General features: G+C 74.1%; 17 protein-coding genes. 6 read left to right on the top strand and 11 right to left on the bottom strand.

The genetic code is table 11. From position 1 onward, the window contains the following. Nucleotides 1–72: 72 nt before the first annotated feature. Nucleotides 73–1,479 (bottom strand): type VII secretion integral membrane protein EccD, encoded by a 1,407-nt coding sequence (eccD, locus tag OG618_RS22700; RefSeq protein ID WP_329489370.1) that lies wholly within the window; start codon nt 1,477–1,479, stop codon nt 73–75. A gap of 349 nt (nt 1,480–1,828) precedes the next feature. On the opposite strand from eccD, the gene eccCa reads away from it, so the two are divergent. Then, on the top strand, nt 1,829–5,764 hold the full coding sequence (eccCa, locus tag OG618_RS22695; protein ID WP_329492228.1) for a type VII secretion protein EccCa: 3,936 nt from the start codon (nt 1,829–1,831) through the stop codon (nt 5,762–5,764). Further along, complete coding sequence (locus tag OG618_RS22690) at nt 5,761–8,349, top strand: hypothetical protein (RefSeq protein ID WP_329489369.1); 2,589 nt, start codon at nt 5,761–5,763, stop codon at nt 8,347–8,349. The genes eccCa and OG618_RS22690 overlap by 4 nt, the downstream gene beginning before the upstream one ends. Nucleotides 8,350–8,432: 83 nt before the next feature. On the opposite strand, the gene OG618_RS22685 is transcribed toward OG618_RS22690, so the two are convergent. Next, entirely contained in the window at nt 8,433–8,624 is a 192-nt protein-coding gene (locus tag OG618_RS22685) for a hypothetical protein (protein WP_329489368.1), read from the bottom strand. A 49-nt stretch (nt 8,625–8,673) separates the two neighbouring features. Further along, nucleotides 8,674–9,579, bottom strand: a complete 906-nt coding sequence (gene mca / locus OG618_RS22680) for a mycothiol conjugate amidase Mca (protein ID WP_329489367.1) — start codon at nt 9,577–9,579, stop codon at nt 8,674–8,676. Nucleotides 9,580–9,850: 271 nt separating this feature from the next. Here mca and OG618_RS22675 point away from each other — a divergent pair, with 271 nt between their 5' ends. Continuing rightward, the gene (locus OG618_RS22675; RefSeq protein WP_329489366.1) at nt 9,851–10,264 is read left to right on the top strand and encodes a DUF4307 domain-containing protein; all 414 of its coding nucleotides are present in this window, start codon (nt 9,851–9,853) and stop codon (nt 10,262–10,264) included. 287 nt (nt 10,265–10,551) lie between these two features. Beyond that, complete coding sequence (gene greA, locus OG618_RS22670) at nt 10,552–11,052, top strand: transcription elongation factor GreA (protein ID WP_329489364.1); 501 nt, start codon at nt 10,552–10,554, stop codon at nt 11,050–11,052. A 74-nt stretch (nt 11,053–11,126) separates the two neighbouring features. Here the strand turns inward: greA and OG618_RS22665 are convergent, their stop codons facing one another. From OG618_RS22665 to ilvA, 3 genes are all read right to left on the bottom strand, one after another. Then, complete coding sequence (locus tag OG618_RS22665; RefSeq protein WP_329489363.1) at nt 11,127–11,984, bottom strand: ABC transporter permease; 858 nt, start codon at nt 11,982–11,984, stop codon at nt 11,127–11,129. A gap of 1 nt (nt 11,985) precedes the next feature. Continuing rightward, nucleotides 11,986–13,056 carry an ATP-binding cassette domain-containing protein gene (locus tag OG618_RS22660; protein ID WP_329489362.1) on the bottom strand — a complete coding sequence of 357 codons (1,071 nt, stop codon included), beginning with the start codon at nt 13,054–13,056 and terminating at the stop codon, nt 11,986–11,988. 171 nt (nt 13,057–13,227) lie between these two features. Then, nucleotides 13,228–14,439 carry a threonine ammonia-lyase gene (gene ilvA / locus OG618_RS22655; protein ID WP_329489361.1) on the bottom strand — a complete coding sequence of 404 codons (1,212 nt, stop codon included), beginning with the start codon at nt 14,437–14,439 and terminating at the stop codon, nt 13,228–13,230. A gap of 122 nt (nt 14,440–14,561) precedes the next feature. Between ilvA and OG618_RS22650 the strand changes: the two genes are divergently transcribed. Further along, entirely contained in the window at nt 14,562–15,041 is a 480-nt protein-coding gene (locus tag OG618_RS22650; protein ID WP_329489360.1) for a MarR family winged helix-turn-helix transcriptional regulator, read from the top strand. A 6-nt stretch (nt 15,042–15,047) separates the two neighbouring features. On the opposite strand, the gene OG618_RS22645 is transcribed toward OG618_RS22650, so the two are convergent. Then, entirely contained in the window at nt 15,048–16,202 is a 1,155-nt protein-coding gene (locus tag OG618_RS22645; protein ID WP_329489359.1) for a cystathionine gamma-synthase, read from the bottom strand. A 143-nt stretch (nt 16,203–16,345) separates the two neighbouring features. Between OG618_RS22645 and msrA the strand changes: the two genes are divergently transcribed. Beyond that, nucleotides 16,346–17,011, top strand: coding sequence for a peptide-methionine (S)-S-oxide reductase MsrA (msrA, locus tag OG618_RS22640; RefSeq protein WP_329492227.1), 666 nt, complete (start codon nt 16,346–16,348; stop codon nt 17,009–17,011). A gap of 18 nt (nt 17,012–17,029) precedes the next feature. Here msrA and OG618_RS22635 read toward each other — a convergent pair whose 3' ends face one another. The 4 genes from OG618_RS22635 to OG618_RS22620 form a co-directional block, all read right to left on the bottom strand. After that, a complete protein-coding gene (locus OG618_RS22635; RefSeq protein ID WP_329489358.1) occupies nt 17,030–17,521 on the bottom strand; it encodes a DUF1203 domain-containing protein in 492 nt (163 codons plus the stop codon). A gap of 106 nt (nt 17,522–17,627) precedes the next feature. After that, nucleotides 17,628–18,914, bottom strand: a complete 1,287-nt coding sequence (locus OG618_RS22630) for a L,D-transpeptidase (protein WP_329489357.1) — start codon at nt 18,912–18,914, stop codon at nt 17,628–17,630. 187 nt (nt 18,915–19,101) lie between these two features. Next, complete coding sequence (locus tag OG618_RS22625) at nt 19,102–19,440, bottom strand: hypothetical protein (protein ID WP_329489356.1); 339 nt, start codon at nt 19,438–19,440, stop codon at nt 19,102–19,104. Nucleotides 19,441–20,003: 563 nt separating this feature from the next. Continuing rightward, nucleotides 20,004–21,404, bottom strand: coding sequence for a cystathionine beta-synthase (locus OG618_RS22620; protein WP_329489355.1), 1,401 nt, complete (start codon nt 21,402–21,404; stop codon nt 20,004–20,006). Nucleotides 21,405–21,552: the final 148 nt, after the last annotated feature.

Here is a 21,552-nt window from a genome sequence, read left to right as displayed (position 1 = left end):
CTCCTCGGTGGCGGGGCGTGGGGTTGCTCGCGTGGGCGGGGGCCGGGCGTGGGGGGTGCCGCCGGTGCGGGTTCAGCCGGCGATGGCGCGTAGTGCCTGGTAGGCGCCGGCGGCGGAGAGGGCGAGCGGGAGCACGGTGATGGCGGCGAGGGTGTGCAGCAGGTCGGCGGCGCGGCCCCAGTAGGGCAGCAGGCGCCGGCCCGGGACGGTCCACGAGACGGCGGCCAGGACGGCGCCGGTGGCGAGCAGGGCGGCGAGCAGGACCAGACGGGCGGACGGGGACTGGCCGACGGCGAGGTGGGCGGTGAGCACGGCGGGGCCCAGGGCGCCGGGGACGAGGACGGCCAGGCGCTGGGGGATGGCGCCGATGCCGCGGGCGTGCAGCAGGAGCAGCAGGGACAGCGCGCAGGTCAGGGCGGTGGGGGCCCAGCCGTCCTGACCGGCGAGGGCGATCAGGCACCCGGCGAGGACGGGGGCGAGGGCGAGGTGGAAGGCCGTCAGGAAGCCGTCGGCGACGACGCTGCGGGAGCGGACGGAGGCGGCGGGGACGGCCTCGATGCCTTCCTGGAGTTCCTCGGCGTTGCGGGGCAGGGCGGGCAGGCGCAGCCCGGACAGGCGGAAGCAGAGGCCGGGCAGGAAGCCGGCGGTGGCGACCGGGAGGACGGCGAGGACGGCGGCGGTGGCGGGTGCGGTCAGTCCGGTGAGCAGCAGGGCGCCGGTGGCGGTGACGTGCAGGGCGAACAGGACCAGGCCGAGGAAGAGCGGGGCGGAGCAGCCGACGGCGGCCATGGCGAGGACGGCTGCTCCGGCGCCGGCGCAGCCGCCGGCGAGGAGTCGGGCTCCGGTGGCGGAGGGTCCGGTGTCGGTGGTGAGGAGGGCGCCGGCCAGGGCGAGGTAGGGCACGGCGGTGGCGCCGAGGGCGGTGCCGGCGGCGGCGTCGCCGACGGCCCGGGAGGCGCTGAGGGCGCCCAGGAGCAGGAACAGGCCGGTGATGGCGGCCGCGCCGGCGCGCAGCTGCGGCGGGCCGGGCAGGAGGAGGAGTGCGATGCCGCCGGCCAGGGCGGTGACGGCCAGGACGAGGGCGGTGTGGTGGGTGAGCGCCGGGCGCCAGGTGTCGGGGCGTTCGCGCATGCCGGTGGCGACGCCGTCGGCGAGGTCGTCGTAGTGGACCTCGGGCAGGGCGTCGCGGCGTGGGCGCAGGTAGAGGTCCTCGCCGTCGCGCAGGTCGAGCGCGTCGGCGCCGAGTTCCTCGTCCAGGGGCGGGTGGCCGAGGCGTTGGAGGACCCAGCCGTCGTGTTCGAGGCCTTGTTCGTCGAGACCCGGTTCGGCGGGGTCGAGGTCGGCGTGGGCGAGGACGGCGGGCAGCAGGTCGGCCAGGGGGATGTCGGCGGGGACGGCGAGTTCGAACACCGCCCGGGGGGCGTGGAACCTCAGTCGGCACAGTGCGGCGACGGCGGCCCCGTTGGCACTCCCGTTCACGGTTCTCCCTCGTGGTCCGCGGCCCCGGCCGGGCCGGGGGGCCTGGGAGCGGGGCCGGCTCGGCGGTGGCTGGTCCTCGGAAGAGGGCGCGGCCGCCTGGGGCTGTCCGGGGGTGGCGGGTCGGGCGGCCACTCCCCGCCCGGTGGCACGGATGGCGGGGGGTGGTTGGTTCACCGCGGGCGGGAGCGGGCCGGGCGGGGTGAACCGGGGGCGGGGTGGTGGCCGTGGTCCGGGTGGACGGTGTGCGTCCCGGGCGACGGCGCACGGTGCGGGCCGTCCCCTGGTGCGAGGAGCGCTTTCGTTGAGTGTGGTGCTGGTCGACCGTCCGCCGCGGCGTCCCGGTCCGGCGATGCCCGACGGCGAGATCCAGTTGCAGGAGCCGCCGGTCCTGCCGGAGTCGCAGAGCGGCATGTCGAGCGTGATCTCGATGGCGCCGATGGCGCTGAGTTCGCTGTCGATGGTGTTCGTGTTCCTGCGCCCGGGTGAGGGCGGCGGGGTGCTCGGCTACATGGCGATGGGCATGATGGGCCTGTCGGCGGTGGGCATGCTGGTGACGCAGCTGATCCGCGGTTCCAGCGACCGCAAGCGGGAGCTGCGGGCCGAGCGGCGGGACTACCTGCGGTACCTGTCACAGATGCGCAGGCAGGTGCGCGGGCACACCGTGCGTCAGCAGGAGGCGGCGGCCTGGCGGCACCCGGCGCCGGGGGCGGTGGCGTCGCTGATCCGCACCTCGCGGCTGTGGGAGCGGCGCGGCACGCACCCGGACTTCGGTGACGTGCGGGTCGGGGTGGGGCACCAGCGGCTGGCGGTGCGGCTGGCGCCGCTGTCGACCAAGCCGGTGGAGGACCTGGAGCCGTTGTGCGCGCACGCGCTGCGGCGGTTCATCCACGCCTACGGCACGGTCGCGGACCAGCCGATCGCGGTGTACGTGCGCGGGTACGCCCAGGTGCTGCTGCGCGGTGACGACCGGGCGGCGGCGCAGGCACTGGCGCGGGCGATGCTGGCGCAGCTGGCACTGTTCCACGCGCCGGACGAGCTGCGGATCGCGGTGGTGGCGGACGCGGAGCACCGGGAGCAGTGGGAGTGGGCGAAGTGGCTGCCGCACGCGCTGCACCCGGTGGACACCGACGCGCTGGGGCCGGTGCGGCTGGTGGCGGGGTCGGTCGCGGAGCTGGAGCAGGTAATGGGCGAGGAGTTCGCGGCGCGCGGGCCGTGGGAGCCGGAGGCGCAGCCGGGCCGGGACGAGCCGTTCACGGTGATCGTGCTGGACGGTGCACCGGCCGGTCCCGGCAGCCGGGCGGCGCTGGCGGGGTGGCGCAACGCGGTGCTGCTGGACCTGGGTGAGGCGCTGGAGTGGAAGCCACTGCGGCACCGGCTGCGGCTGCGGATCGAGGAGGGCCGGCTGGCGATGGTCGGCGCGGACCGCAACCACCGTGACGAGGTGACCGAGCTGGGGCGGCCCGACGCGTTGTCGTTGCCGGCGGCGCGGCGGCTGGCCGCGCTGATGGCGCCCTACCGGCTCGGGGACCAGTTGGAGGCCGGGGAGCCGTTGGCGGGTGATTTCGACCTGGCGTCGCTGCTGGGCATCCGGAACCTGCACCGGCACGACGTGGCGCAGAACTGGACCCGGCGCGGGATCGCCGACCGGTTGCGGGTGCCGCTGGGCATCGCCGCGGACGGCACGCCGGTGGAGCTGGACATCAAGGAGTCGGCGCAGGGCGGCATGGGCCCGCACGGGATGCTGATCGGGGCCACCGGGTCGGGCAAGTCGGAGCTGCTGCGCACGCTGGTGCTGGCGTTGGCCCTGACGCACTCCTCGGAGGTGCTGAACTTCGTGCTGGTCGACTTCAAGGGCGGCGCGACGTTCCTGGGTCTGGACCGGCTGCCGCACACCTCGGCGGTGATCACCAACCTGGCCGACGAGGCGGCGCTGGTGGACCGGATGCGCGACGCGCTGCACGGCGAGCTGGTGCGCCGCCAGGAGCTGCTGCGGGCGGCGGGCAACTACAGTTCGCTGCTGGACTACGAGACCGCGCGGGCGGGCGGGGCCGATCTGGAGCCGCTGCCGACGCTGTTCGTCGTGGTCGACGAGTTCAGTGAACTGCTGGCCGCGCACCGCGACTTCATGGATCTGTTCGTCATGATCGGCCGCCTGGGCCGCTCGCTGGGCGTGCACCTGCTGCTGGCCTCGCAGCGTCTGGACGAGGGCCGGATGCACGCGCTGGAGTCGCACCTGTCGTACCGGGTCGGACTGCGGACGTTCTCGGCGATGGAGAGCCGGGGCGTGCTGGGGGTACCGGACGCCTACCACCTGCCCTCCCAGCCCGGCAACGGTTTCCTGCGCAGCGACATCGCCACCCTGACCCGGTTCAAGGCCGCGTACGTCTCCGGCCCCTACCGGGCGCCGCGCCCCGCGGCCGCGCGCCAGCAGGCCGCGGCCGGGCAGGTCGCCGTCTACGGCACCGGGTACGTGGCGCCGCGTCAGCCCGTCGCGGTGCCGGAGGAGCCGCAGGTGGAGGAGGCGCAGGACGGTGGTACCTTGCTCGCCATCGCGGCCGACAAGCTGCTGGACGCGGGACCGCCGGCGCACCAGGTGTGGCTGCCGCCGCTGGGGGTGCCGCCCACCCTGGACGAGCTGCTGCCGCCGCTGGCGCCGCACCCGGAGTACGGGCTGACCACCGAGGGCGGTACGGGCCGCGGCACCCTGAGCGTTCCGGTCGGCGTCGTCGACCGGCCCTTCCACCAGGTGCGCGACCTGCTCACCGCCGACCTCTCGGGGGCCGACGGCCACGTGGGGATCGCGGGTGGTCCGCAGAGCGGCAAGTCCACCCTGCTGCGGGCCCTGATGACGGCGCTCGCCCTCACCCACACTCCGCGCGAAGTGCAGTTCTACTGCCTGGACTTCGGCGGCGGCACGCTCTCCGCGCTGCGCGGTCTGCCGCACGTGGGTGGGGTCACCGGTCGGCACGACCCCGAGCGGGTGGTGCGCACGGTCGCGGAGGTCAACGCGATCCTCGCGCGGCGCGAGCTGCGCTTCGCCGAGCTCGGCATCGACTCGGTGGCGGCCTTCCGCCGGATGCTGGCGGCAGGCCAGCTGCCGCAAGAGGCGCACGGCGACGTCTTCCTGGTGATCGACGGCTGGAACACCGTGCGCCAGGAGTTCCCCGACCTCGCGCCGGCGCTGACCCTGATCGCCCAGCGCGGCCTGAACTACGGCATTCACCTGATCGTGGGCACCACCCGCTGGGGCGAGGTCACCGGCGCGCTGCGCGACCTGCTGGGCACCCGGTTCGAGCTGCGGCTCGGTGATCCCGTCGACTCCGCGATCGGCATGCGGGTCGCCGCGACGGTCCCCAAGCTCCCCGGCCGGGGTCTGACCGCCGAGGAACTGCACTTCCTCACCGCGCTGCCCCGGATGGACGGCACCGGCAGCACCGACGACCTCGGCGACGGGGTGGCGGACCTGGTCGACGCCGTGGCGGAGCACTGGACGGGGGCGCGCGCGCCCGAGGTCCGGATGCTGCCGCTGCAGCTGCCCGCCGCCGCGCTGCCCGCCCCCGAGGGCCGACTGCGCGTCCCGCTGGGGCTCCAGGACGTCTCGATGGACACGCTGTGGCACGACTTCGAGGAGACGCCGCACCTGGTGGTGGTCGGTGACAGCGAGTCGGGCAAGACGAACCTCCTGAAACTGGTGGCGGCCGGCATCACCGGCGCCTACCGCCCCGACCAGGCGCGGATCATGCTGGTCGACTACCGCCGGGTGCTGCAGGGCGCGGTACCGCAGGAGTACCGGCTCGGGCACGCGGTCGCCGTGGACGCGCTGCGTCAGATCGTCGACGGCGCGGCGCGGGCGATGGCCAACCGGCTGCCCGGCGTGGACATCCCGCCGGAACGGCTGCGGCTGCGGGACTGGTGGGAGGGCCCGGAGCTGTTCATCCTGGTCGACGACTACGAGCTGGTCGCCGGCTCCCCCGGCGGGATGTCCGCCCACCCGTTCGCACCGCTGCTGGACTACCTGGCGCAGGGTGTCGAGCTGGGCCTGCACCTGATCGTGGCGCGCAGCGCCAACGGCATCGGACGGGCCTCCTCGGACCAGCTCCTGCGCAAGCTGGAGGAGGTCAACACCCCGGTGGTGCTGCTGTCCTGCCCGCCGAGCGAGGGCTTCCTGTTCGGCAACACCAAGCCCCGCGCCCTCCCGCCCGGGCGGGCCCTGCACATCACCCGGCGCCGCACGGTGCAGGTGCAGACCGCCGCCGTCGACGAGGACGCAGGGGCGCAGCAGTGAGCGCCGCGCCGGTGCGGCGCTGGCTGACCCGTCACCGCGACGCCCCGGCCCCCGCGGTGCTGCACGAGGCGGGTCCGCACTTCGTCATCGCACCCGGCGCGGCGCACGGGGCCGCGCACGGGGCCGCGGCGGCGCCAGCGCTGCCCGCCGAACTCGCCGCCGCGCTCGCCGCACTGCCGTCCGTGGTCGGGACCGTGACGGTGCTGGCGGCGGCCGCCGACGCGCAGCCCGTCCTGCTCGCGAGCCTGGCGGAGCTGGCGCGCACCGCGGCCGTCCGGCGGGCCGGGATCCTGGTCCTGGCGGCCTCCGGCCTGGCCACCGCCCAGCCGGACGGCAGACGGCCCGCCCAGCGGATCGCCGAACTGGCCGCCACCGGCATCGTCGCCCCGGACGGCGTCGTCACCCTGCGGCCCGACGGGACCCTGCTGGCCGACGGGACCGGGCCGGGATCGCCGGCTTCCTGGTGGCTGTTCACTCCGGCCGGGCCGGCCCGCCGGCTCGGGCCGGTGTGGCCGCTGCCGGAGACGGCGGACGTGACGGCCGCCCGGGCGTGGGCGGCGGACCCGGCGGAGCCTCGGACACCGCGGCCCGGGAGCGCCGGGCCGGCCCCTCGGGCGGCGTCCGCCCCCGCCGTACCGGCAGCCGGCACACCCGTACCGGCCGCGACGGCCCCTCAGGCACCTCCGCCTGCCCCGGCGCCGATGGCGGGCGACGAGCGCGACCCGCTCGGCGGGGGCCCGCTGGTGACCGAGCTGCCGGGCGGCTACTGGCTCCACGGCGAGTCCGCCCCCGATGTCCGTTCCGGCCCGTTGGACCTCGCCACGGCGGCGCCGGGCACCCTGGTCCTGGTCGTCGGCGACCCCGGCGCGCCCCTGCCCGCGGCCGCCGGGGTCGCCGAACGACTGGCCCGGGTCCGGCCCGCTCCGGCCGAGCTGCTGGTGAGCGCGCCCTGGGCGGCCACCGCGGCGCTGGTCGCGCTGACCGCCGCCCTCGCGGCCGAGCTGGGCCGCGACGTCCGGGCCGCCGTCGGCCTGCCGATGCGCACCGCGGACGGCTGCTCCGCCCGCGTCCTGGCCGCCGACGGCACGCCCGGCTGGGAGCCGTGGCTGACCGAGCTGACCGCCTCACCCGGGCGGGGCCGCGTGGTCGCCTCGGCCTGGCGCCCCCTGCCCGACGGCACCCCGCCCGACGGCCCCGCGCTCTACCGCGCGCCGGTGGCGGGCTGGCGCCTGGAGGCGGTGCCGGCCGGCCTGTGGCTGCGCCCCGACGAGCCGCCGCGGGACCACGGCCCGCGGCTGCTCGACCCCGGGCCGGACCGCCCCCTGCTCATCGTCGGCTCGGCCGACCGGACGGTGCCGGCGGAGGTGCTCGCTGTCGTGGACGGCCTGCTGACGGCCCTCACCGTCCCGGGCGCGGCGGTACCGGGACTGCTCCTGAACGGCCCCACCCGCGCGCCCGCCCCCTTGACCGCACCCGCGACCGAAGCCGCCACCGATGCCGGCCTCCCGGCCCCGCCGAGGCCGACCGCCACGTCCACCGGCCCCTCCCCCGCACCCGGCCCCGCCGGGCAGGACCCGGACGGCACGGACGCCCCCGGCCCGGAGGCCGGACCGGCGCTCGTGCCCGCGGAGACGGGCCCGGAGTCCACCGGCTCCCCCGGGCCGGACACCGAACCCACCGTCATCCTGCCCACCACCAGCGACTACGCCGCCGAGCCCACGACCGCACCGGGCGGCGCGGGCGACGGCGACAGCGACAGCGATGACACGGCCGAGGTCCCCGCCGTGCCCCGGCTCATCGCGCCGGACGGCGCCTTCAGCTCGGGGCGGCCGTCCACCGCCGCCGAACGGGCCGCCTTCCGGGCCCTGCTCGGCCCGCACTTCCACCGCTACGCCAGCCAGGCCGAGCAGGTCGCCCTGCGGCTGCCGGCGCTGCGTTCACAGCCCCGCGACGACCTGAAGGACGACCTCGCGGCCGTGTACCTGCACCACGCCGACACCGGGATCCCCGCGTCCCGCGCCGAGTTGGTGGCCGCGGCGCGCCGGCCCGGCGGACCGGGATCGCTGGAGCTGTACCTGGCGTGCCTGGGTTCCGGGCTGCGCCGGCTGCCCAACCACCGGGGCGCCGTGCTGCTGGGCTCGGACGCGGGCGAGGAGGTGCTGCGCCACTACGTGCGGGGGGCGCTGCTGACGGAGCCCGCTCCGGTCGTCGGGACTCCGGAGGCCGACCTCGCCCCGGGGACGTCGACGGAGTTCCTCGTCTGGTCGGCCACCGGCCGCCGGACGTCCGTGATCGCCGACGACGGCGACCCGGAGGTGGTCTTCCCGCCCGGCTCGCGCTTCCGTGTCCTGGACGTCCTGCCCGGCGGCGAGGACCGCCCGGTCCGGGTGCTGCTGCGCGAGGCGGCCCCCGGCCCTGCCGCGACCGGCCCCGCCGCGGACGCGGCGGCCGAGGAGCACGACGCGCAGGCCCGGACCCGGCTGCTGGCGTGGCAGGACCGCCGCGATCTGCTGCCGCCCGCGCGGCTGCGCCCGCCGGCCCGCCCGGAGCGGCTCCGCCTGACGCCGGGAGTCGCCGCCGGGTGAGCCGCGCGGGGCGGCAGTCGCGTCCGCGAGACGGTTCGGCATGCCCCCGTCCTCGCGCATCGCGCGCGTGGAGGGGGCGGCCCTCACTCCTTCGGAGCCTCCGGCTCCTCGACGAAGTCGACGCGCTTGAACTGCTTGTTCATCGACTTGACCAGGAACCAGGTGGCCACGCCGAGGGCGGCGAAGACGACGAAGCCCAGCAGTCCGGGGGTCACCTTGGTCTCGTCGAGGGCGAGCTCGGCGGCGAGGTGGGTGAGGTTCACGGGGGCACTCATATCTCTATGGTGGCCCGGCTCACGGGGAGCCGGGCCATCGGGGGGTGGTTCAGTCGCGCGTGTCGGTGGCCTCGGCGGCCAGGGTGGGGGTGCGCAGGCCGGCGAACAGGTCGTCCTCCGGCAGGTCGACGTCGATCAGGGTCCGGGCCAGCTCGTAGTCCTCGGTCGGCCAGACCTCGCGCTGGACCTCCAGCGGGACGCGGAACCACGGCCCGTCCGGGTCGATCTGGGTGGCGTGCGCGATCAGCGCGCGGTCCCTGGTCTCGAACCAGTCGTCGCAGCGGACCCGGGTGGTGATCTCGCGCTCCTTGCGGCCGCTCTTCTCCCAGCCCTCGATCCACTCGCCGTACGGCGACTCGTGGCCGTGCTCGGTGAGGTACGCGTGCAGCTCGCGGATCCGGCCCATCGGGAAGCCGTGGTTGTAGTAGACCTTCAGCGGCTGCCAGGGCTCACCGGACTCCGGGTAGGCGTCCGGGTCACCGGCGGCGTCGAAGGCCAGCATGGTGATCTTGTGGGTCATGATGTGGTCCGGGTGCGGGTAGCCGCCGTTCTCGTCGTAGGTCGTGATGACCTGCGGCTTGAACTCGCGGATCAGCCGGACCAGCGGCTCGGCCGCCTCCGCGACGTCCTTCAGGGCGAAGCACCCCTCGGGCAGCGGGGGCAGCGGGTCGCCCTCGGGCAGGCCCGAGTCGACGAAGCCCAGCCAGGCCTGCCGGACCCCGAGGATCCGGCGCGCCTCGTCCATCTCCTTGCGCCGGACCTCGTGGATGTTCTCCTCGATCTCCGGCTTGCCCTGCAGCTTCGGATTGAGGACCGACCCGCGTTCCCCCCCGGTGCAGGTGGCCACCAGCACATCCACCCCCTGGTCGACGTACATGGCCATGGTGGCAGCGCCCTTGCTGGACTCGTCGTCCGGGTGGGCGTGCACCGCCATCAGTCGCAACTGCTCAGTCAACGCGTGCGTTCCTTCCACAATGTCTGGGCCTTCCGCGAAGTCCGGTCTGCCCACCGTCCGAGCCGCTCGGTTCGGGCCGCGTCACCGCGGGCCCGCCGCCGGGAGCGCCGCGGCAGGACCTCACCACGCCGCCGGCACGACGCCGACACGGCCGAGCAGCGCCCCCGCCGGACCGGCCGCGGGCGTGCCCCTCCTATAGTGACGGACTGGAGGAGCGTCGCATTCCCCCGGCACCACCGCGGGGGGTACCTCCCGGAGAGGACTGAGCCCGATGAGCGCAGGCACCACCACCCCGCAGCTGCCCGAGGGGCGCTACGGCCGGCGCGGCGACCGCGAGTCCGACCGTCGCCTCAAGGTGGCGGGTGCGGTCTGCGGCGTGCTGGGGCTGGGCCTGGTGGCCTGGCTGGGCGGCTCGTACCTGATCCGCGAGACCACCATCAACGGCAGCGTCCCCTCCTTCCAGGCCGTCTCGGACACCGAGGTGCAGCTGCACCTGGCGGTGCGCAAGAGCGACGGCACGGCGGGCAGCTGCACCGTCCGCTCGCAGGGCGAGAACGGCGCGGTGGTCGGGGTGGCCGACTTCCCCGTGCCGGCCGGCGGCGGCGACTACGACGCCGTGGTCAGCCTGCGGACCACCGCCCGCGGCACCACCGCCGAGCTGCTGGGATGCACGCCGGCGAAGTAGCGGCCGTCGATCGCGACCCGCCCGGGCGCATATTCGATCGGAAGAGCGGGAATCCGTCAGGATGTCCCGCACACCGGTCCTGTACATCTCGGCGCAATGCTGTCGTCAATGACGCGCCGACGACTCTCCCGCTTGTCGGCCGGAGTTGTTAGGCTCGTGGTTTCGCCCCTTCCGCACCGAGAGGTACGGGAGCGGGCGTTGCTTTGTAGTTACGACCGATATCTCCACCGCCACCCTGCTGACGACTCACACCCTCAGCACAGCCCCAGCACCTACGAGGAGCACCCGTGACCCAGACCAGCGAGAACGTGACCTGGCTCACTCAGTCCGGCTACGACCAGCTCAAGGCCGAGCTGGAGCATCTGAGCGGCCCCTGGCGCATCGAGATCGCCCAGAAGATCGAGGCGGCGCGCGAGGAGGGTGACCTCAAGGAGAACGCCGGTTACCACGCGGCCAAGGAGGAGCAGGGCAAGTACGAGCTGCGGATCCGCCAGCTCACCCAGCTCCTGGAGCGCGCCAAGGTCGGCGAGGCCCCCGCGGACTCCGGCGTGGTGGCCCCCGGCATGGTCGTCACGGTCGCCTTCGACGGCGACGAGGACGACACCATGACCTTCCTGCTCGGCTCGCGCGAGATGGCCGGCAGCGACGACCTCGACGTGTACTCCCCGCAGTCGCCGCTGGGCCGCGCCATCGACGGCAAGAAGGTCGGCGACGAGGCGACGTACGAGCTGCCGAACGGCAAGGCCGCCTCGGTCACCGTCACCGACGCCAAGCCGCACAACGGCTGATCCCCCGCACCTGACGCCGAGGGCGGCCGTGGACGAGGTCCACGGCCGCCCTCGCGGCGTCCCGGCGGCCGGGCTCAGCCCGAGGCCGAGCGGTACTTGCGCACCGACAGCCAGGAGAAGACGGCGGTGATCAGCACCGACCAGAGCACCGACATCAGCTCCGCGTGCTGCATCGGCCAGGCGCTGTCCACCGGCCCGACCTGGTTGCCGAACAGGTTGCGGCAGGCCTGCACGGTGGCGCTGAACGGGTTCCAGTAGGCGATCCCCTGCAACCAGCCCGGCATCGAGCTGATCGGCACGAAGGCGTTGGAGATGAAGGTCAGCGGGAAGAGCCAGATCAGCCCGGCCGAGGTGGCCGCCTCGGGACTGCGGACCGAGAGGCCGATCAGCGCGCCGATCCAGGAGAACGCGTAGCCGAGCAGGAGCAGCAGCCCGAACGCGGCGAGCGCCTTCGGCACCCCCTCGTGGATCCGCCAGCCGACCAGCAGCGCCACCACCGCCAGCACCACCAGGGTGAAGGCGGTCTGGCAGAGGTCGGCCAGGGTCCGGCCGACCAGCACCGCCGAGCGGGCCATCGGCAGCGAGCGGAAGCGGTCGACCAGCCCCTTGGTCATGTCCTCCGCGATGCCGGCGGAGGCACCGGCCGTCGCGAAGGTGACCGTCTGGGCGAAGATGCCGGCCATCAGGAACTGGATGTACGAGTCGGAGCTGGCCTGCGTCCCGGGGATCTGGATCGCCCCGCCCATGACGTAGGAGAACAGCAGCACGAACATCACGGGCTGCATCAGTCCGAAGACCACGATCTCGGGGATCCGGGTCATCCGGCGCAGGTTGCGCCGGGCGACCACCCAGGAGTCGTGCAGGGTGGCCGCCGCGCCCCGGCGCTGCTTGGGTACCGCCCCGCCGATGGCGTGCTCGGTGGCAGTGGTCATCTCACCGTTCCTTTCCGGCGGGGACGGCCTGCTGGTCCGGGTCCTGGCCGTCCCCGCCGGCCCGGCCCCCGCCGTGCCCGCCGTGCCCCTTGCCCCGGCCCTTGCCGGCGGCGCCGCCCTCCTCGTCCTCGGCCGCCGTGACGTGGCCGGTGAGCGAGAGGAAGACGTCGTCCAGGGTCGGGCGGCGCAGGCCGATGTCGTCGATCTCGATGGAGCGGGCGTCCAGCTCGCGGATGGCGTCGGCGAGCACTCGCGCGCCACCGCTGACCGGCACGGTGATCCGGCGGGTGTTCTTCTCCACCGCCGGATCGCCCTTGGCGTACTCGGACAGCGCCTCGACGGCCTCGGCGACGAGGTCGGCGCGGTGCACCACGACCTCGATCCGCTCGCCGCCGATCTGCGCCTTGAGCTGGTCGGCGGTGCCGCGGGCGATCACCCGGCCGTGGTCGACCACGGCGATGTCGTGGGCGAGGCGGTCCGCCTCCTCCAGGTACTGGGTGGTGAGCAGCAGGGTGGTGCCCTGCTCGACCAGGGTCTCGATGACCTCCCAGAGGGCCAGCCGGTTGCGCGGGTCGAGTCCGGTGGTCGGCTCGTCCAGGAACATCACCGGCGGCCGGACGACCAGCGCGGCGGCCAGGTCGAGCCGGCGCCGCATGCCGCCGGAGTAGGTCTTGGCGGTGCGGTCCCTGGCCTCGGAGAGGTTGAACCACTCCAGCAGCTCCAGCGCCCGGGCCTTCGCCGCCCGGCCGGTCATCTGGTACAGCTCGCCGACCATCTGCAGGTTCTCGAACCCGGTGAGGTACTCGTCGACGGCGGCGTACTGGCCGGAGAGGCCGATCAGGCTGCGCACCTGGTTGGGGTGTTTCAGGACGTCGACCCCGGCGACCACCGCACGGCCGGAATCGGGCCGGAGCAGGGTGGTGAGGACGCGCACGGTGGTGGTCTTGCCGGCTCCGTTCGGGCCGAGCAGCCCCAGCACCGTGCCCTCGGGAACGTCGAGACTGACGCCGTCCAGGGCTCGTACGTCACCGAAGGTCTTCACCAGGTTCTCGGCTTGGATGGCTGGCGCCATGGCCTGCCTCATCTCCTCGGACGATAGGGGCGCTGTCGCTTGGGCGAATTCCAGTGGTCTGTCCCACTCTGCCCCGAATGCGGGCGGGCGGGCGACTCGGTCCTCGCCGGGCGGGCGACTCGGCCGTCGCTCCGAGGGGCCCCGGAAGCGCCCGGCGCCGGGCGCGCTCGCTCAGTGCGAGACGACGTACCCGGCTTCGCGCAGCTCCCCGAGCACCGCCGCGCAGTGCTCGGGCCCCTTGGTCTCCAGATGGAGGTCCACCTCGACCTCGGTCAGCCCGAGCTGCGGGTCGATCCGCACGTGCGCCACGTCCAGCACGTTCGCGTCCACCCGGGTGAGCACCCCGAGCAGGTCCGCCAGCGCGCCCGGCCGGTCCGCCAGCCGCACCCGCAGCGACAGGTAGCGCCCGGCCGCCGCCAGGCCGTGCCGCAGCACCCGCTGCATCAGCTGCGGGTCGATGTTGCCGCCCGAGAGCACCGCCACCACCGGGCCCTCGAAGGACTCCGGCTGCTCCAGCAGGGCCGCCACCGGGCTCGCCCCGGCCGGCTCCACCACCAGCTTCAGCCGCTCCAGGCCGAGCAGCAGGGCCCGCGAGAGGGAGTCCTCGGAGACCGTCCGCACACCGTCCGCCAGGGCGTTGATCACCTCGAACGGGATGTCCCCGGGCCGGCCGACCATGATCCCGTCCGCCATGGTGGCGTAGCGCTCCAGCGTCACCGGCCTACCCGCCGCCAGCGAGGGTGGGTACGCGGCCGCGGCGGCCGCCTGCACCCCGATCACCCGCACGTCCGGGCGGATCGGCTTCACCGCCGCCGCGATCCCGGCCAGCAGCCCGCCGCCGCCCACCCCGACCAGGATGGTGCGCACCTCCGGGCACTGCTCCAGGATCTCCAGGCCGACGGTGGCCTGGCCGGTGACCACGTCCCAGTGGTCGAAGGGGTGGATGAAGACCGCGCCGGTCGCCTCCGAGTAGCGCTGCGCGGCCCGCAGCGCCTCGTCCACCGTGGCACCGGACAGCCGGACCTCGGCGCCGTACTCGCGGGTCGCCGCGACCTTGGGCAGCGGCGCGGCCACCGGCATGAAGACCGTCGAGCGGACCCCGAGCAGCGCGGCCGCCAGCGCCACGCCCTGGGCGTGGTTCCCGGCGCTCGCCGCGACCACCCCGCCGGCCCGCTGCACCGGCGAGAGCCCCGCGATCCGCACGTACGCCCCGCGCAGCTTGAACGAACCGGTGCGCTGGAGGTTCTCGCACTTCAGGTGGACCGGCGCGCCGATCAGCGCGGACAGGTGCCGGCTGCCCTCCATCGGTGTCACCCGGGCGACCCCGGCGAGCATCTTCTGGGCGCCGCGGACATCGTCGATGGTGATCGGCCAGCTGTGCATGGCGCCAGCCTACGGCGGGCGGGAGTGCCAACCCGGGATGTCGGCACTGTTCCCGGGCCCGCCCGGCCCGCGTACGCTGCTGGTCCTGAGCCTCCCTCACCGCACGACGATCGTGAGCCGCGATGACGACGACCTCGCCCCAGGCCACCGACCGCACCGACCCCCTGCACGCCCAACTCCAGTACCAGCTGGCGGTGTTCGCCCGGCGCATGGAACAGGTCCGCAGCTCCGACGGGGTGGGCGTACTGGACCGGGCCGCCTATCTGCTGCTCGACCGGCTGGAGCGGCACGGACCCGCCAACGTCAAGGCCCTGGCCGACGCCCTGGGCGTCGACTCCTCCACCGTCACCCGGCAGGTCGCCCCGCTGGTCGCGGCCGGGCTGGTCGGCCGGGTCCAGGACCCGGCCGACCGCCGTGCCGTACGGCTCGCACTCTCCCCGATCGGTGCCCGTCGGCTGGCCGAAGTCCGTGCCGGGCGGGCCGAGTTGGCCCGCCGACTGGTGGCCGACTGGCCGCCCGAGGAACAGCGCGCGTTCTGCGCCCTGCTGGCCCGCTTCAACCACTCCATGGAGTCGTACACGGCGGGCCGGCAGGGCGGCTAGGCACCGTCAGCCGAGGGCCTGCTGGAGGTCGGCCAGCAGGTCGTCGATCGACTCGATGCCGACCGAGACGCGCACCAGGTCGGCGGGCACCTCCAGGGCCGAACCGGCCACCGAGGCGTGGGTCATCCGGCCCGGGTGCTCGATCAGCGACTCGACGCCGCCCAGCGACTCGCCGAGGGTGAAGAGCTGCGTGCGGTTGCAGACCTCGACCGCCGCCTCCTCGCCGCCGTTGACGCGGAACGAGACCATGCCGCCGAACGCCTTCATCTGCTTGGCGGCGATGTCGTGGCCGGGGTGCTCGGGCAGGCCCGGGTAGAGCACCTGGCTCACCTTGGGGTGGCCCGCCAGCAGCTCGGCGACCTTCTCCGCGTTCGAGCTGTGCCGGTCCATCCGGACGCCGAGCGTCTTGATGCCGCGCAGCACCAGCCAGGCGTCGAACGGGCCGGAGACGGCGCCCATCGCGTTCTGGTGGTAGGCGACCTCCTCGCCGAGGCCCGCCTCGGCCAGCACCAGCGCACCGCCCACGACGTCCGAGTGGCCGCCCATGTACTTGGTGGTGGAGTGCACGACGGCGTCCGCGCCGAGCGCGATCGGCTGCTGCAGGTACGGGCTGGCGAAGGTGTTGTCGACCACCAGCAGCGCGCCGGCGCCGTGCGCGACCTCGGCGAGCGCGGTCAGGTCGGTGATGCCCAGCAGCGGGTTGGACGGGGTCTCCACCCAGACCGCGCGGGTGTTGGGGCGCAGCGCCTCGCGGACGGTCGCCAGGTCCTGGAAGTTCGCGACGGAGAACTCGACGCCCCAGCGGGTCAGGACCTTGGCGAAGAGCCGGAAGGTGCCGCCGTAGGCGTCGTTGGGGATCACGATGTGGTCGCCCGGCTTGAGGATGGTGCGCAGCAGGGTGTCCTCGGCGGCCAGGCCGGAGGCGAAGGCCAGGCCGCGGGAGCCGCCCTCCAGTGCCGCGAGGCACTCCTCCAGCGCGGTCCGGGTCGGGTTGGCGCTACGGCTGTACTCGTAGCCGCCCCGGAGGCCGCCCACCCCGTCCTGCTTGTAGGTGGACACCTGGTAGATCGGCGTGACGACGGCCCCGGTCTGGGGGTCTGCTTCCTGACCCGCGTGGATGGCGAGGGTCTCGAAGCCCTGGGGAAGCTGGTGCTCGGTCATGACAACGAGCGTAGTGGGCGAATGCCGGGCCGCCTCCCGGAAGGGGTGCCGCCGTCCGGAAAGCGCCGGGGCTGCCCGGAATCCGGCGGCGGCCGTGAGCGTTGAAAGCTGCACAACGGTTCCCGACCCAGCTGGAGCAGGCCGTGCTGTTCAACCGCGACAAGACCTCGCTCGTCCCCGCCGACCAGGCGCTGCCCGGCCGGGACACGCCGGGCTTCACCCTGCGCGAGCCGCACACCGTGCTCGGCAACCCGCTCACCGGCCCGTACCCGGCCGGGCTGGAGGTGGCCGACTTCGGGCTGGGCTGCTTCTGGGGCGCCGAGCGCACGTTCTGGCGGCTGCCCGGCGTCTGGACGACCCTGGTCGGCTACCAGGGCGGGCACACCCCCAACCCCACGTACGAGGAGGTGTGCAGCGGCCGGACGGGGCACACCGAGGCGGTCCGGGTGGTCTTCGACCCGGCGGTCGTCTCGTACGAGCGGCTGCTGAAGACCTTCTGGGAGGCGCACGACCCGACCCAGGGCAACCGGCAGGGCAATGACGTCGGCACCCAGTACCGGTCCGCCGTCTACACCCACTCCCCGGCCCAGGCCGCGACGGTGGCCGCCAGCCGCGAGGCGTTCCAGCCGGCGCTGACGGCGATCGGCCTGGGGCCGATCACCACCGAGATCGCCCCGGCGGGCCCGTTCTACCCGGCCGAGCCGTACCACCAGCAGTACCTGTCCGACGCCAAGAACCCGAACGGCTACTGCGGCCTCGGCGGCACCGGCGCCAGCTGCCCGATCGGCGTGGCCCGCACCGGCGACTGACCCGCCCGGCGCCGGGCCTCAGGCCCGGCGGACTTCGTGCTGGAAGCAGCCGAACTCCACGGCGCGGACGTGCACCACGGCCACCTCGGGGTCGGCGAGCAGCTCCGCGGCGGCCGCCTCGGCGGTGTCGGGGGTGACGGGCACCCCGCCCAGGATGTGGCCGTGCCGGTCGTAGGCCCGCAGCACCCGCGCGCCCAGGTGGTACCCGGCCGGCCAGGCCGGGCCCGCTCCGGCGCAGGCGTGGTCGTGCAGGAAGACCGGGCCGACCTCGTCGTACGGGCCCGGGTCGGCGCCGGTCTCGGCGGCCCAGCGGCGCAGCGGCGCGTAGCCGACCAGCGCGATCCGGTCGCCGGGCAGCGCCCGGGTGAGGCAGCAGCGCAGCGGGGCACCGCCGGTCCGGTCCACCGACCGGACCGGCGGGCGCCCCGCGTCGTCGCGTTCCAGCAGGGCGAGGTGGACGGCCGGCTCGATCGGGCGGACGGCCGGGGCGGGTGCGGTGGGATCGCTCATGCCGCCCAGCCTGCCGCCCGGACCGCCCGGTGTCCGGCGGGTTTCGGCCGTCGCGTTCGACGGCCCCGGACCGCCCCGCGGCGCCCGCGGCGGCCCGCCCGGGGCCTCAGACCGCGCTGCCGGCCTTCCAGGCGGCCCAGCCCAGGTTCCAGCCGTTCAGGCCGTTGGAGGGCTCGACGGTCTTGTCGCCGGAGTTCACGACCTCGACGACGTCGCCGATCATCGAGCTCTTGTAGAACTTGTAGCCGTCCAGGCCCTGGTCCTGGCCGCCCTTGGCGTCCTTCAGGCCGACGCAGCCGTGGCTGGTGTTCTGGCTGCCGAAGATCGACGCCGGGGACCAGTAGTTGCCGTGGATGAAGGTGCCGGAGGTGGTCAGGCGCTGGGCGTGCGGCACGTCGGCGATGTCGTACTCGCTGCCGAGGCCGACGGTCTGCGAGTTCATCCGGGTCTGCTGGTACTGCTCCGAGATGACCATCTTGCCGCCCCAGGTGCGGTACTCCGGCGAGCCGCCGGAGATCGGGTAGACGGCGCTGACCTGGCCGTCGGTGGTGACGGTGAGCTTCTTGGCGGCGAGGTCGGCGACGCTGGTCTGCGCGCGGCCGATGGTGAAGCGGACGTCCTTGGACTGGGTGCCGTAGACGCCCTTGGCGGCCTGGACGTCCTTGAGCCGGAGCTGCACGGTGACCTTGGTGCCCTTGGCCCAGTACTCCTGCGGCCGGAAGTCCAGGCGGGTGCTGGAGAACCAGTGCCCGACGATCTCGACGCCGGGCTCGGCTGTCACGGTGATCGCCTGCTGGACGGCCTTGCGGTCGGTCACCGGCTTGCTGAAGTTGATCGAGACCGGCATGCCGACGCCGACGACCGAGCCGTCCTCGGGGGTGAAGTAGCCGACGAAGGTGTTGGCCGGGGTCGCCGTGGTGAAGACGGCGTTGGCGTCCGCCTCCAGCTTGTCCTTGTCGGTGGCCGAGGCTGTGACGGTGTACTTGGTCCCGCTGGCGGGCGCGGCGGCGGACGTCCAGCCGGTGCCGTCCGAGGAGAGCTCCCCGGCCAGCGCCTTGCCGGTCGAGTCGGTGACCTTGACCGAGCCGAGGGTGCCGCCCGTGACGGTGACCCGGACCGGCTCGCTGAAGCTGGCGGCGGTGGAGCCGTCGGCGGGGGTGACGGTGATGACGGCCACGGAGGTCTTCGGCGCGCTGCTCGCGCTCGCGGGGCCGCTGCCCGTGGCGCCGCCGCCCGAGGATCCGCTGCCCGGGCCGGCGGCGCTCCCGCCGTCGCCCTTGCTGTCGTTGCACGCCGCCAGCAGCAGGACCGGCGCGCCGATCAGACCCGCCAGCACACCGCGCCGGCTCCAGTTCCCGCCGGCCGCCCGACCCTGCCCGTCCCGTGCCGTCACGTCGCCTTCTCCCTGCTGATCATCCCGGGCATTACGGATAGAGAAACGCAATCCGCCCTTTCACGGTTCCATCACCGACGAGTGGCGATCGTATGAGACTACTCAACTTCCTGCCAAATATGGACAAAATGCCCGGTCTGCGAAAGCAGACCGGGCACTCGCGGGCCGTGACGAAAGTCGGTGAGGACTACTCGGCGGGCTCGTCCACCGTGTACTCGTCCCAGCCCTCCCCCTCGGCGTCGAACTCGGTCTGCGCGGACTCCCAGGTCGCCGAGGCGAGCTCGACGCCCGGGACGTCGCCGAGCAGGGCGACCGGGTCGATGAAGTGCGCGAGCGAACCCGACGGGTCCACCTCGATGGCCTCGACGGACTGGGCGCGCTCCTCGTCGTCGAGGTACTCGTCGTCCGCCACCTGCTGCAGGGCCGCCGCCTTGAGCGCCCCCTCGTCGGTGATCTCGGCGATGAGCTCGATGCTGAGCCGGACGTAGCGCGGTTCGTCCTGGCCGGTCGTGTCAGTGCTGGTCATGCGTGCGAGCGTACGGGAAACCGCTCCGGCCCGAAGGCACGCCGGGTCCGAGGGGCCGGGGGGCGGCGATTCCCGGCCGGGGCGCCCGCGGGCACGGCGGCGAGCGGCCCACGGGACGGGCGGACGCACGGGAAGGGCCGGCCCCTCCGAGGAGGGACCGGCCCTGCCGTCTCCGCCGGGGCTCCCCCACCCGGGAGCCGCGGAGACGCGCCGAAACGGCGCGGTGACGACCGCGGGAGCCGCCGCACCCTGATGACCGGCCGGAGCCGGACAGGGGCGGGACGACGACGCCCCCCGCGGTGGGCCCCTCCACGCCCGCAACCGGGCACGAAGGGCAGGACACGGCCGGCCGGGTCAGGGCCGTCCGACGTGTCCGGAGACGACCACGACCACCGGGGAGCCGCTCCCGGACGGTTGTCGTCGCCTCGTTCGGCGTCTTGCCGTTGACCTCAACGATGCCCGACGCGTGTTAAGCGCGTGCTGCGCGCAGGTGACGCCGGTGTACCACTTCGCCCCCGGACGAGCCCTCAGCCGCTTGGGCGGGCGGCCTCGATGAGCCGCCGTCAGTGCGAGCTGCGGGCGGCCAGGAAGCCCAGCAGGTCCTGGCGGGTGACGATGCCCTGCGGCTTGCCCTCCACCAGCACCACGGCCGCGTCGGCCTTCTCCAGCACCGTCATCAGGTTGGTGACGGTCTCGCCCGAACCGACCACGGGCAGCGGCTTGGACATCACCTTGTCCAGTGTGTCGTCCAGCTGGATCTCGTTCGCGAAGACGCCCTCCAGGAGCAGCTTCTCGGCGACCGAGCCGATCACCTCACCGGCCATGATGTCGGGGTGGCCGGCCCCCGGGGAGACCACCGGCATCTGCGAGACGCCGTACTCGCGCAGCACCCGGACCGCCTCGGCGACGGTCTCGTTGGGGTGCATGTGGACGAACTGCGGGATGCCCTCGTGCTCGATGGCGTCCTTGCGGGCCAGCACCTCGGCGATGTGCGCCTCGTCGGTGGCCGAGGGCAGGAAGCCGTAGTCGGCCATCCAGTCGTCGTTGAAGATCTTCGACAGGTAGCCGCGGCCGCCGTCCGGCAGCAGCACCACCACGACGTCGTCCGGGCCCAGCCGCTCGGCCACCTCCAGCGCGGCCACCACGGCCATCCCGCAGGAGCCGCCGACCAGCAGGCCCTCCTCCTTGGCCAGCCGGCGGGTCATCTGGAACGAGTCCTTGTCGGACACGGCGACGATCTCGTCCGCGACGCCACGGTCGTAGGCGGTCGGCCAGAAGTCCTCACCGACCCCCTCGACCAGGTACGGCCGGCCGGTGCCGCCCGAGTAGACCGAACCCTCCGGGTCGGCGCCGACGACCTTGACCTTGCCGCCGGAGACCTCCTTCAGGTAGTTGCCGGTGCCGGAGATGGTGCCGCCGGTGCCGACGCCGGCCACGAAGTGGGTGATCCGCCCCTCGGTCTGCTCCCACAGCTCCGGACCGGTGGAGTGGTAGTGCGAGGCCGGGTTGTCCGGGTTGGAGTACTGGTCCGGCTTCCAGGCGTTCGGCGTCTCACGGACCAGCCGGTCCGAGACGTTGTAGTAGGAGTCCGGGTGCTCCGGGGCGACGGCGGTCGGACAGACGACCACCTCGGCGCCGTACGCGCGCAGCGTGTTGATCTTGTCGGTGGACACCTTGTCCGGACAGACGAAGATGCACTTGTAGCCCTTCTGCTGGGCCACGATCGCCAGGCCGACACCGGTGTTGCCGGAGGTCGGCTCCACGATCGTGCCGCCGGGCTTCAGCGCGCCCGAGGCCTCGGCGGCCTCGATCATGCGCATCGCGATCCGGTCCTTCACGGAACCGCCGGGGTTGAAGTACTCGACCTTCGCCAGCACTGTCGCGCTGATGCCGTCGGTGACCTTGTTGAGCTTGACCAAGGGCGTATTGCCGACCAGGTCGATGATCGAGTTGTGGTACCGCACGGGGGTCCTCCCGGTCTGTGGGCATGCGAGTGCTTTCGGTACTGCAAAGCCTAGGCCGTGCCACCGGCCCCGGCCCTCCCCTGCGTCGCACCTGCGCCCCGCCCCCACGCGGCCCCCTTCCGGACCGCCGCCCGACCGCCGCCCGCGC

The organism is Kitasatospora sp. NBC_01246 (assembly GCF_036226505.1).
Classification (GTDB): Bacteria; Actinomycetota; Actinomycetes; order Streptomycetales; family Streptomycetaceae; genus Kitasatospora.
The sequence above is the reverse complement of the archived record's forward strand: the minus strand, read 5'-3'. Positions and strand labels throughout refer to the sequence as shown.

Bases quoted from the DNA above. Each gene is read 5' to 3' on its own strand.
- eccCa (WP_329492228.1), top strand. From the start codon at position 1,829: ATGCCCGACGGCGAGATCCAGTTGCAGGAGCCGCCGGTCCTGCCGGAG.
- OG618_RS22685 (WP_329489368.1), bottom strand. From the start codon at position 8,624: ATGAGTGCCCCCGTGAACCTCACCCACCTCGCCGCCGAGCTCGCCCTC.
- OG618_RS22675 (WP_329489366.1), top strand. From the start codon at position 9,851: ATGAGCGCAGGCACCACCACCCCGCAGCTGCCCGAGGGGCGCTACGGC.
- OG618_RS22665 (WP_329489363.1), bottom strand. From the start codon at position 11,984: ATGACCACTGCCACCGAGCACGCCATCGGCGGGGCGGTACCCAAGCAG.
- OG618_RS22660 (WP_329489362.1), bottom strand. From the start codon at position 13,056: ATGGCGCCAGCCATCCAAGCCGAGAACCTGGTGAAGACCTTCGGTGAC.
- ilvA (WP_329489361.1), bottom strand. From the start codon at position 14,439: ATGCACAGCTGGCCGATCACCATCGACGATGTCCGCGGCGCCCAGAAG.
- OG618_RS22650 (WP_329489360.1), top strand. From the start codon at position 14,562: ATGACGACGACCTCGCCCCAGGCCACCGACCGCACCGACCCCCTGCAC.
- OG618_RS22645 (WP_329489359.1), bottom strand. From the start codon at position 16,202: ATGACCGAGCACCAGCTTCCCCAGGGCTTCGAGACCCTCGCCATCCAC.
- OG618_RS22635 (WP_329489358.1), bottom strand. From the start codon at position 17,521: ATGAGCGATCCCACCGCACCCGCCCCGGCCGTCCGCCCGATCGAGCCG.
- OG618_RS22625 (WP_329489356.1), bottom strand. From the start codon at position 19,440: ATGACCAGCACTGACACGACCGGCCAGGACGAACCGCGCTACGTCCGG.